The sequence below is a fragment of the Citrobacter sp. CK185 genome, assembly GCF_030333565.1.
In the GTDB taxonomy this organism is placed as follows: Bacteria; Pseudomonadota; Gammaproteobacteria; order Enterobacterales; family Enterobacteriaceae; genus Citrobacter_B; species Citrobacter_B koseri.
The window spans coordinates 384,895-396,807 of the sequence record NZ_JAOWFR010000023.1 but is presented as its reverse complement, the minus strand read 5'-3'; the positions used below and the strand labels follow the sequence as shown (position 1 = coordinate 396,807).

At 52.7% G+C, this 11,913-nt stretch carries 8 protein-coding genes; 7 read left to right on the top strand and 1 reads right to left on the bottom strand.

Annotated features, from left to right (window positions below; translation table 11 throughout):
- The first annotated feature begins 28 nt into the window (after positions 1 to 28).
- The 4 genes from cusF (at position 29) to OGV79_RS09510 (ending at position 6,231) form a co-directional block, all read left to right on the top strand.
- Positions 29 to 376 carry a cation efflux system protein CusF gene (gene cusF, locus OGV79_RS09525; protein ID WP_049011847.1) on the top strand — a complete coding sequence of 116 codons (348 nt, stop codon included), beginning with the start codon at positions 29 to 31 and terminating at the stop codon, positions 374 to 376.
- 98 nt (positions 377 to 474) lie between these two features.
- On the top strand, positions 475 to 1,752 hold the full coding sequence (locus OGV79_RS09520; RefSeq protein WP_024130570.1) for an efflux RND transporter periplasmic adaptor subunit: 1,278 nt from the start codon (positions 475 to 477) through the stop codon (positions 1,750 to 1,752).
- Between the two features lie 11 nt (positions 1,753 to 1,763).
- Entirely contained in the window at positions 1,764 to 4,910 is a 3,147-nt protein-coding gene (locus OGV79_RS09515; RefSeq protein ID WP_286468267.1) for a CusA/CzcA family heavy metal efflux RND transporter, read from the top strand.
- A gap of 625 nt (positions 4,911 to 5,535) precedes the next feature.
- Entirely contained in the window at positions 5,536 to 6,231 is a 696-nt protein-coding gene (locus tag OGV79_RS09510) for a flagellar brake protein (RefSeq protein WP_012133436.1), read from the top strand.
- A 53-nt stretch (positions 6,232 to 6,284) separates the two neighbouring features.
- Here the strand turns inward: OGV79_RS09510 and OGV79_RS09505 are convergent, their stop codons facing one another.
- Positions 6,285 to 7,460 (bottom strand): coiled-coil domain-containing protein, encoded by a 1,176-nt coding sequence (locus OGV79_RS09505; protein ID WP_200075492.1) that lies wholly within the window; start codon positions 7,458 to 7,460, stop codon positions 6,285 to 6,287.
- 407 nt (positions 7,461 to 7,867) lie between these two features.
- Between OGV79_RS09505 and OGV79_RS09500 the strand changes: the two genes are divergently transcribed.
- The 3 genes from OGV79_RS09500 (at position 7,868) to OGV79_RS09490 (ending at position 11,913) form a co-directional block, all read left to right on the top strand.
- On the top strand, positions 7,868 to 8,953 hold the full coding sequence (locus OGV79_RS09500; RefSeq protein WP_024130569.1) for a YncE family protein: 1,086 nt from the start codon (positions 7,868 to 7,870) through the stop codon (positions 8,951 to 8,953).
- Between the two features lie 125 nt (positions 8,954 to 9,078).
- Positions 9,079 to 10,473 (top strand): phenylalanine transporter, encoded by a 1,395-nt coding sequence (gene pheP, locus OGV79_RS09495; protein WP_049010305.1) that lies wholly within the window; start codon positions 9,079 to 9,081, stop codon positions 10,471 to 10,473.
- A gap of 198 nt (positions 10,474 to 10,671) precedes the next feature.
- Positions 10,672 to 11,913, top strand: a complete 1,242-nt coding sequence (locus OGV79_RS09490; RefSeq protein WP_199971345.1) for an MFS transporter — start codon at positions 10,672 to 10,674, stop codon at positions 11,911 to 11,913.

Below are 11,913 nucleotides of genomic sequence, written 5' to 3'. Positions count from 1 at the left end.
TTTATCGTTATTTTCAGGAGAAAGCATGATGAACAATACAGTAAAAGCGGCGATTTTGGGTCTGTTCTCCGCCGTGGTATTTAACGTTCAGGCGAATGAACACCACCACGGCGAGATGATGAATAACGCATCAGCGGCGCAGCCAGAGCAGGTGATTCATTCAACCGGCGTGGTTAAAGCCATCGACAAAGACACGAAAAAAGTGACTATCGATCATGAACCTATTCCGGCGGTCAACTGGCCTGCGATGACGATGCGCTTTACCCTGACCCCGGAAACCCGTTCCGGTGACATTAAACCCGGCGACAAAGTGGCGTTTACTTTCGTTCAGCAGGGCAATCTCTCTTTATTACGCGATATTCAGGTCAGCCAGTAAAGCGTATTCGCTGTCTCTTTGTTCTTGCCCGGGTTTACAGAAGCGCGGGCATTTCTCCCGCGTAACTGATCCAGAAAATGGATCGAATGGAAGTCACTATGGCGTCTTTAAAAATAAAAACTACCGCGCTTATTCTCGGCAGTATGATCGTCGGAGGGATTATCTCGGTCGGCGTTTACGCTTATTTTTCGTCTGCGCATCAGCCTGTCGATACTGCGCCTGCCTCCGAAAAAGAGGCCCGTAAGGTTCTGTTCTGGTATGACCCCATGTATCCGAATACGCGCTTTGATAAGCCCGGTAAATCGCCGTTTATGGATATGGACCTGGTGGCGAAATACGCTGACGAAGAGTCAGACACGACCTCTGCGCCAGGCGTGCGTATCGATCCGGTACAGACGCAGAATTTAGGGTTAAAGACGGAGGCTGTCCGCCGTGGGCCGCTGCGCTACGCGCAAACTTTTCCGGCTAACGTCAGTTTCAATGAATACCAGTTTGTGATTGTGCAGGCGCGTTCCGCTGGCTTTATCGATAAAGTCTGGCCGCTGACGGTGGGGGATAAAATTAAGAAAGGAACGCCGCTGATCGACCTGACCATTCCTGACTGGGTTGAAGCCCAGAGTGAATATTTACTGCTGCGGGAAACGGGCGGTACGGCAACGCAGGTGGAAGGCATTCTTGAACGACTGCGTCTGGCCGGGATGCCGGAAGAGGATATCCGCCGCTTAGTCTCAACCCGTAAAATTCAGACCCGTTTTACCCTGAAAGCGCCTATTGATGGGGTGATCACCGCGTTCGATCTGCGCGCCGGGATGAATATCGCCAAAGATAACGTGGTGGCGAAAATCCAGGGGATGGACCCGGTGTGGATCAGCGCGGCCGTTCCTGAATCCATCGCATGGCTGATTAAAGATGCCTCGCAGTTCGATATTACCGTGCCCGCGTGGCCGGATAAACGCTTCACCATCAGTAAATGGGCGATTCTGCCAAGCGTGGACGCCACCACCCGTACCCTCCAGTTGCGCTTACAGGTTGATAACCCGGATGAAGCGCTCAAGCCTGGAATGAATGCGTACCTGAAGCTGAAAACGCAAAGCGAACCGATGCTGCTAATCCCATCTAAGGCATTGATTGATAATGGAACGGAACAGCGGGTGATCGCCGTCGACAACGACGGTCGCTTTGTGCCGAAACAGGTCTCGGTGTTCCATGAATCACAAGGCGTGACGGCGATTCGCGCCGGGCTTGCCGAAGGTGAAAAAGTGGTCTCCAGCGGACTGTTCCTGATTGACTCCGAAGCCAATATCTCCGGCGCGCTGGATCGTATGCGGGCGCAATCTTCCTCTGCTGCGCCCGATCATGCGGCCCATTCACATTGAGGGAATAACAAATGATTGAATGGATTATCCGCCGCTCCGTAGCGAACCGTTTTCTGGTTGTGATGGGGGCGCTGTTCCTCAGCATCTGGGGAACCTGGACCATCATTAACACGCCGGTTGATGCGCTGCCTGACCTGTCTGACGTGCAGGTAATTGTGAAAACCAGCTATCCGGGACAGGCGCCGCAGATTGTTGAAAATCAGGTGACCTATCCATTGACGACCACCATGCTGTCGGTGCCAGGTGCGAAGACGGTGCGCGGTTTCTCGCAGTTTGGCGATTCTTACGTGTACGTCATTTTTGAAGATGGCACCGATCCCTACTGGGCGCGTTCTCGCGTGCTGGAGTACCTCAATCAGGTGCAGGGGAAACTGCCTGCGGGCGTCAGCGCGGAAATGGGGCCAGACGCCACCGGCGTCGGCTGGATATTTGAATATGCGCTGGTGGATCGCAGCGGTAAACACGATCTGGCGGAACTGCGCTCTTTACAGGACTGGTTTTTAAAGTATGAGCTGAAAACCATTCCGAATGTGGCGGAAGTGGCCTCGGTCGGCGGCGTGGTGAAAGAGTACCAGGTCGTTATCGACCCGATGAAACTCACGCAGTATGGCATTAGCCTTGCGCAGGTGAAGTCGGCTCTGGACATGTCCAACCAGGAGGCGGGGGGCTCCTCCGTCGAACTGTCAGAAGCGGAATACATGGTGCGCGCCAGCGGCTATTTGCAGACCCTCGATGACTTCAACAACATTGTGCTGAAGTCTGGTGAGAACGGCGTTCCGGTGTACCTTCGCGATGTCGCCCGCGTACAGATTGGCCCGGAAATGCGCCGGGGCATTGCTGAACTGAACGGCGAAGGCGAAGTGGCGGGCGGGGTGGTGATCCTGCGTTCCGGTAAAAACGCCCGGGACGTTATTTCCGCCGTGAAGACGAAGCTGGAAACGCTGAAAAGCAGTCTGCCGGAAGGCGTTGACGTCGTGACAACCTACGATCGCAGCCAGCTGATTGACCGCGCTATTGATAACCTCAGCTACAAATTGCTCGAAGAGTTTATTGTGGTTGCGCTGGTCTGCGCGCTGTTCCTGTGGCATGTCCGCTCTGCGCTGGTGGCGATCATTTCGTTGCCGCTGGGCCTCTGTATTGCCTTTATCGTGATGCATTTTCAGGGGCTGAACGCCAATATTATGTCGCTCGGCGGGATCGCCATTGCGGTAGGGGCAATGGTGGATGCCGCGATTGTGATGATCGAAAACGCGCATAAGCGGCTGGAGGAGTGGGCGCACCAGCATCCCGGCGACCCGCTGGATAACGAAACGCGCTGGAGAGTTATCACGAACGCCTCGGTGGAAGTGGGCCCGGCGCTGTTTATCAGCCTGCTGATTATTACCCTGTCGTTCATCCCGATTTTTACCCTCGAAGGGCAGGAAGGACGCCTGTTCGGCCCGCTGGCATTCACCAAAACCTATGCGATGGCAGGGGCGGCCTTCCTGGCGATCGTGGTGATCCCGATCCTGATGGGCTACTGGATTCGCGGCAAGATCCCGGCAGAGAGCAGTAATCCGCTTAACCGCTTTTTGATCCGCATTTATCACCCGCTGCTGTTGAAAGTGCTGCACTGGCCGAAGACCACGCTGCTGGTGGCGGTACTTTCGATCCTGACGGTCATCTGGCCGCTTAATAAAGTGGGCGGGGAATTCTTACCGCAAATTAACGAGGGCGATCTGCTGTATATGCCTTCCACGCTACCGGGGATTTCGGCGGCGCAGGCGGCGGATATGCTGCAAAAAACCGATAAGCTGATCATGACGGTGCCGGAAGTGGCGCGCGTGTTCGGCAAAACCGGCAAGGCGGAAACTGCCACCGACTCTGCGCCGCTGGAGATGGTGGAAACGACGATCCAACTGAAACCGCAGGATCAGTGGCGGCCGGGAATGACGATGGACAAAATCATCGAAGAACTGGATAAAACGGTGCGCTTACCGGGGCTGGCGAATCTGTGGGTGCCGCCAATCCGTAACCGAATCGACATGTTGTCTACCGGGATAAAAAGCCCGATCGGTATTAAAGTGTCCGGCACCGTGCTGGCTGATATTGATGCCACGGCGGAGCAGATCGAAGAGGTTGCCAGAACCGTACCGGGCGTTGCGTCGGCGCTGGCGGAACGGCTGGAAGGAGGCCGTTACCTCAATATCGACATTCATCGTGAAAAAGCCGCCCGTTACGGGATGACCGTCGGTGATGTACAACTGTTTATTACCTCCGCAGTCGGTGGGGCGATGGTAAGCGAAACCGTGGAGGGGATTGCGCGTTATCCCATTAACCTGCGCTACCCGCAACGCTATCGCGACAGCCCGGAAACCTTACGTCAACTGCCGATTCTGACGCCAATGCAGCAGCAAATTATCCTGGCGGATGTGGCGGACGTGAAGATTGCGGCAGGGCCGTCGATGTTGAAAACCGAAAATGCCCGACCTGCAAGCTGGATCTATATTGATGCGCGCGATCGTGACATGGTGTCGGTAGTTAACGATCTGAAAAAAGCGATCGCGGAAAAGGTGCAGTTGAAACCGGGAACCAGCGTGGCGTTTTCCGGGCAGTTTGAGCTTCTTGAACGCGCCAGCCATAAGCTGAAGCTGATGGTGCCGATGACGCTGATGATTATTTTCGTTCTGCTGTATCTGGCGTTTCGTCGGGTGGGGGAAGCGCTGCTGATCATTACCAGCGTTCCTTTCGCCCTGGTCGGCGGGATCTGGTTCCTGTACTGGATGGGCTTTCATTTGTCCGTTGCCACCGGAACAGGATTCATCGCGCTGGCAGGCGTCGCCGCAGAGTTTGGCGTGGTCATGCTGATGTACCTGCGTCATGCGATTGAAGCGGAGCCGTCTCTGGATAATCCACAAACCTTTACGGCAGAGAAACTTGATGAGGCGCTGTACCACGGTGCGGTTCTCCGCGTGCGGCCAAAGGCCATGACCGTGGCGGTGATTATCGCCGGTCTGTTACCTATTTTATGGGGAACCGGGGCGGGTTCAGAAGTGATGAGCCGTATTGCCGCGCCGATGATTGGCGGTATGATCACCGCGCCGCTGCTGTCGCTATTTATCATTCCGGCGGCGTATAAACTGATGTGGTTGCGCACGCATCAACATAAGCGCTCATAACGTTATACCTGCTGCGCCCGTCGTCCGGCCCGTGGAGTACGCTTCATGGGCCGGATGAGATGCCATAGCGTATTGAACGGTGAATTATGTTTATCTTTTAAAATCAAGTTATTACTGTTGCGTGGTGAATATTTTGTCTTTATCGCCGCAAAGAAAGTAAGCCTTAACAGGTTAATTTATTTTAAGTGTTTCTGCTCAGGTTCATTATTATTTTTTCCCCCTGACGTTACATTTTTGTTCTCCAGATCTTCTTCAATATTAAAGACGATGCCGCGTGTAAATTCCACGCATAATGAAAAAATCCGACAGTCTACTCCTTTAGTTTATATTGCAATCCCTCTTTTTTTATTTCAGAATCGCGGCGCGAGCAGCGATGTTATTCCAAATTGTTATAATTTTGAGTTAAATTTGTATTGTGTAGCACATAAGTTACGCTAACTTTAATCATTTATGAATGTTTTTATGTATCAATAAAACGGCAAAAATAGTTAAAAACTTAATTTCTCACGAATTATTTGATCTGGAATCCATTATGGTAATCAAAAGCCAGGGATGGGGGACGATTTTGCGTTTTTCACATAAACGAGAATGAGATGTATCTCGAATAAAAAATAAGGACTTGCTGATGAGTTTTGGATTGATGAAGGATAACAAGTTTGAAATTATCGCTGTTTTCCGTGAAGAGCTACTAAAGAAGACTAAACTAGAGCTTAAATATGCCAACACTAGTGTGGTCACGCAGCTGGAAAAAGTTGATTTTGAACATTTTGTTATCCCTCACCATAAGGATATTGTCACCAAAAAGATCCAAACGTTTATTCTCCATAGTGAAAATGGAATTATAAAATTTAACGCCAGAATTGATCAGGAAATGTCAGACGGCATGGAGAATGCGCTGGCGTATTTCATTCCCGAGATGGTCTTTCTTATACAACGACGCCAGCATCAGCGCTTCTCCTTCCTGAAGGGACACAGTTTCAACTGCTTTGGACGATATAAAAATGGAGAGAATTATTCTTTCAAAATTAAAAATATGTCCAGGGGGGGATGTGCATTAATTGCGCAGGATGCGAATACGCGTTTTCTCTATAAAGATGCCGTCATAAAAGGCGCGTCTCTGGATTTTGAGCAATTCGGCTATTTGCAACTCGACTTAAAAGTGGTGGATGTGGTGATGGTCAATGAATTTGATGCAGAGAATCAGCTGTATTCCTGTTATCAGGTCTCCTGTCGTTTTGATTTTAAAAATTCGCGTGAAGAAGCAGAGATCGAAAGAATCATCATTAGTTTTTTAATGGGCAATAAAGTTCGACGGCTATAAAGGGTAAAGGGTGGTCATGATGATGTTGTGAGCAGCCTCCCTGACGCTCCGCCTTACCCGGCGAGGATCTCTTGTTCCGCATGTTTTACCTGAACTTCCAGCGTATCGCGAATTTCCGCTAATGCGCGCTCCTGCTCGGCAAAGTACGCTTCTTTGTCGGTTACGGATGTGGCAAGACGCCAGGCGTTCTCCGTTTCCAGCTCGCTTATCTCTTTGAGCAGGGCGTTAATTTGCGTTCTGAGTTGCTCTATCTTACTGCGCAGATGGGCAAGATTGTTCAGCCTGTCGCTCGCCAGCATCGGCTCCAGACCGCTTTGCAACTGGGTAAGTAGCGAACGGATCGTGGCCAGGTCGGCATTCTGCCGGGCCTGGTTAAGTTGAACCATCATCTGGTGCGCTTTTTCTTTCAGCTCATCGGCGACCACGTCCGGGTGGCAGAGTCGGCTGGCCTGGCGCCACAGGCGTTTAAGCTCATTACGTTCATCAGCAGAGAGGCGCTGATCGCGCGCATAGCGGTACTGCGCATCCTGATGCTGCTCCTGATATTCCTCATATTCGTGATCGGCCTCTTCACGCGCCTGTCGGGTTGCGCTGTCATCCTGACGCGAGAAATCATTCTCCAGCTCGCGAATTTCCGCCAGCAGGGAGGTGATAAGTTCCGTCTGCTGCTGAATACGCTCTCTGGTTTCCACCGCTTCCCGGGAGGTTGAGCTAAGGCTTACCCAGTGCTGTTTAAGCTTCACTAACTGATCGATAGCCTGAGAAATATACTGCTGGCAGGACTGATAGTCCTTTTCACGTCGTCTGAGTTCGGCCTCTTGCCTACGCTGCGCGCTGGCGGCCAGCTGTTTGCGCAGCTCCAGAATACGGCCCATGAGCGGGCCGAGGCGCAAGTGATACAAATCGTTGAAGTCGTCGAGGATCTGGATGCGGGCATTGCGTTTGTCGATCAGCTCGCGTAGCTGCGTTTCGAGCGCTTTCAGTTCCAGCTTGCTGGCGGCGATGCCGGGGTCCTGCCACGTCGAGACGGCGCGCTGGGACTGTAACCAGGCGGCAATTTCACGCATCGCGTCGCCGAAACGTCGCTCCTCGATCGCCAGGGCAATGGTGCCGATGGCCGCATCCAGAGAGGCGTCTTTCAGGTGCGCAAGTTGCTGATGGATGATCTCCTCATCCTCAAGTTCGATGGCGCTTTTGACGATCTCTAACCGTTTAATGATTTTATTCATGACAGCCGATGCCCGACGTGACTCAAAAACGAGTGACAGATAGTAGATCCGACTCACGCGTTTGAAAATATAGAAAAAAAATTAAAACATATTCTGTGGTGTGTGAAGCCTTTTCGTCCAGAACAATTCATGAAAATTATACGACGTGCCCTGGTATGCCCATCTGGCTTGTACTTCAAACCACCGTTTTGAAATTTCGTCTTTCGGGTGAATTATTCTTGCTTCGCTAAAGAGAATAAGTATAGTTCTCATTCTCTTTATTATTTAATGGCCTGGCGGCGAATGCGCTTACGGTTCGTAAGACTTTCCCTCTCTACACGGATGGTTCATCACGTCACTGCCGCGTGCAAAGGACGTTATCAGGCTTTTTTCACATGGTTCACATTACCCAGGTAAGGATTTCCAAAATGAAAAAGACAACATCCGCGTTGGCTCTGCTGATTGCCGTTGCATTAAGTGGTTGTGCGGCCACTTCCGGTTCTTCAACCCCCGTTGCGCCGCAGGCAACGCCGACTGCGCCAGCCGTTGCGACCGATGTTCAGAAACGTGATTTAGCCGATGGACTGTATGAAATGGCGTTAAGCCCGTCAGGCGATGCGCTTTACGTTGCCAGCGCCGAAGGTTTTAAAGATGTGCAGGGCGGGGTGGTCTACAAACTGGACCCGAAGACGCTGAAAACCATTGGCGCCAGCCACACTGACCTGAAAAACTTCGGTATGGCGATTTCGCCAGACGGTAAAACCGTCTATGTCACCAATTCGCTGGATGGCGGCGTGAGCGCGCTGAATACCGCCGACGGCAAAGTGAAAAACCGTGTGCTCTTCCCGGAACGTAACCCGGAAGGATTCCCGTACGGCGCGCGTCAGGTTCTGCTGCATAACGGCCTGCTGTATATCGGCGCCGTTGCCGATCCGGCGGTGATCTGGGTCGTCGATGCCGACACCCTGAAGCTGAAAACCCGCATCAAAAATACCGGTAAATGGATGACCGGTCTGCACTACTCTGACAGCACGCAGCGTATCTATGCCGCGAATGGCGGCGGTGAAATTCTGGTTATCAATCCTCGCACGCAGCGCGTAGAAAAACGCTGGAAACCGCTGGGTGATAAACCGGCGCTGCTGCTGAATATGGCGGAAGATACGCAAACCGGTCGCCTGTTTGTTACCGACAACTCCAAAGCGAAAACCACGCTGGTGCTGGATATCCATACGGGCAAACTCATCAAACAGTTGGATGTGGGCGATTCCTTATCGGTGAAATTCAACCCGAAACGCAATGAACTTTATATTTCTCAGCGTGAGTCCGGGAAGTTGCTCAGCCTCAACGCGACGGATTACAGCGTGAAGAAATCCTGGGATCTGCCGCCGAATCCAAACAGCCTGCTGCTGTCCGCCGATGGTCAGACGCTGTATGTCACGGTGAAACAGAAATTCAATAAAGATCACTCGACTGATGCGCCAGACAGCGTGGTGCGTATTGATCTGAACAAATAATAAATAGCGTTGCCTCGGGGCGTCAGGCAGGGATGCCTGGCGCATCCCTGAGGATTGTGCCTTGCGGCAACTATAGCGAAATGTTAAAAGGTGCCCCTTCAATAAAAACGATACAGGGGTAGGGCGTGAAAAACGCGTCAACTGCATCTGGCAACAGTTTGCCTGATGCTGCGTCGAACGGAGAGCCGACGCTTCAACGGGGGTTGCAAAACCGCCATATTCAATTGATTGCGCTGGGCGGCGCAATTGGTACAGGTCTGTTTCTGGGGATTGGCCCCGCCATTCAAATGGCTGGCCCGGCGGTTCTGCTGGGTTACGGCGTCGCCGGAATTATCGCTTTCCTCATCATGCGCCAACTGGGTGAAATGGTGGTTGAAGAACCCGTTTCCGGCTCTTTCGCGCACTTTGCATACAAATACTGGGGCCCCTTCGCCGGTTTTCTTTCCGGCTGGAACTACTGGGTCATGTTCGTACTGGTCGGGATGGCGGAACTGACCGCCGCCGGTATCTATATGCAATACTGGCTTCCCGATGTTCCAACCTGGATCTGGGCCGCCGCGTTCTTCATTATCATCAACGCCGTTAACCTCGTGAACGTGCGCCTGTACGGTGAAACGGAGTTCTGGTTTGCGCTAATCAAAGTGCTGGCGATTATCGGCATGATCGGCTTTGGCCTGTGGATGCTCTTTTCTGGTAACGGGGGAGAACATGCCAGTATCGAGAATCTCTGGCGCTACAACGGCTTTTTCGCTACCGGCTGGAACGGGCTGATCCTCTCTCTGGCGGTGATCATGTTCTCTTTTGGTGGGCTTGAGCTTATTGGGATCACCGCCGCTGAAGCGCGCGATCCGCATAAAAGCATTCCAAAAGCGGTGAATCAGGTGGTTTACCGTATTCTGCTGTTTTATATCGGTTCGCTGGTGGTGCTGTTAGCGCTTTATCCGTGGGTGGAAGTGCAATCCAACAGCAGCCCGTTCGTGATGATTTTCCATAATCTCGACAGTAACGTGGTGGCTTCTGCGCTGAACTTTGTCATTCTGGTGGCCTCGCTGTCGGTTTATAACAGCGGCGTCTATTCCAACAGCCGTATGCTGTTCGGTCTTTCCGTTCAGGGAAATGCGCCGAAGTTTTTAACCCGCGTCAGTCGCCGTGGCGTACCGGTGAACTCGTTGGTGCTCTCTGGCGCTATCACCTCGCTGGTGGTACTCATCAACTATCTGCTGCCGCAGAAAGCCTTTGGCTTACTGATGGCGCTGGTGGTCGCCACGCTGCTGCTGAACTGGATTATGATCTGCCTGGCGCACCTGCGTTTTCGCGCGGCGATGCGGCGCAAAGGTCGCGACACGCAGTTCAGGGCGTTGCTGTACCCTGCCGGGAACTACCTGTGCATTGCTTTTCTGGCGATGATTCTGGTTCTGATGTGTACCATTGACGATATGCGCATGTCGGCGATATTGCTGCCGGTATGGATACTGTTCCTGTTCGTTGCCTTTAAATTACTGCGCCGTAAAACCCGTTAATCCTGCTGCCCGGTGGCGTTGCGCTTACCGGGCCTGCACAGCCGCCACCCGCAATATCGCGCGCCGCGCCACACTTCACCTTTATCGTGACTCTCCTCGCAATTCTTATTTGATCCGCAGGATCTTTGTTTTGTAATCGATTACTTTTCATTTTGAGTTTATTTGTAATCGATTACTTTTTAAAGGTGAGGCAAAAAAATGGTGTCGACAACCGAAAGTAGTGGAAAACAGACCGTACAGTACCGGCTGCTGGTGCCGAGACTGTCGTTAATGATGTTCTTACAGTTCTTCATCTGGGGGAGCTGGTCGGTGACGCTGGGGCTGGTGATGACCCAGTACAACATGTCGCTGCTGATTGGCGATGCGTTTTCCGCCGGGCCGATCGCCTCCATCCTGTCGCCGTTTGTACTGGGGATGCTGGTGGATCGCTTCTTTGCGTCGCAAAAAGTGATGGCGGTGATGCATGTGGCGGGGGCGGCGATTCTGTGGTTTGTACCGCAGGCGCTGGTGGCGCAAAACGGGGCATTGCTCATCGGGCTGCTGTTTGGCTATACGCTGTGCTACATGCCAACGCTGGCGCTGACCAACAACATCGCCTTTCATAGCCTGTCAGATAAAGATAAAACCTTCCCGGTTGTACGCGTGTTCGGCACGATTGGCTGGATTGTGGCCGGTATTTTTATCGGCGTGACGGGGATTTCCGACACCACCGGGATCTTCACGCTTGCCGCGCTCTGCTCTGTGATTCTGGCGCTCTACAGCCTGACGCTGCCGCACACCCCTGCGCCAGCGAAGGGGTTGCCGGTGAAGACACGCGATCTTTTTTGCGCTGATGCGTTTGCATTACTCAAGACCCGCCACTTCTTTGTGTTCTCGCTTTGCGCGACGTTAATCTCCGTGCCGCTGGGAACTTACTACGCCTATACCGCCTCGTTCCTGGCGGATGCTGGCGTGGGCGATGTCAGCACCGCGATGTCATTCGGCCAGATGTCCGAAATTGTCTTTATGCTGGTGATCCCCTTCCTGTTCCGCCGCCTGGGGGTGAAATACATGCTGCTGATCGGGATGTGCGCCTGGTTTGTCCGTTATGCCTTCTTTGCGCTCGGCATCAGCGAAGAGGGGCGCTTCCTGCTCTATCTCGGTATTTTGCTTCATGGCGTGTGCTATGACTTTTTCTTTGTCGTGGGTTTTATCTATACCGACCGCATTGCCGGAGAAAAGGTGAAAGGGCAGGCGCAAAGTATGATCGTCATGTTTACCTATGGCATCGGTATGCTGCTCGGCTCGCAGATCTCCGGCGCGCTGTACAACCGCCTGGTGGCGGGGCAGGCGGTTCCCCAGGCCTGGGTGACGTTCTGGTGGCTCCCGGCAGTGGCCGCTGCGGTGATTGCCGCGATTTTCCTTTTCGCTTTCAAGTATGACGAGAAAGAGCAGGCGTAA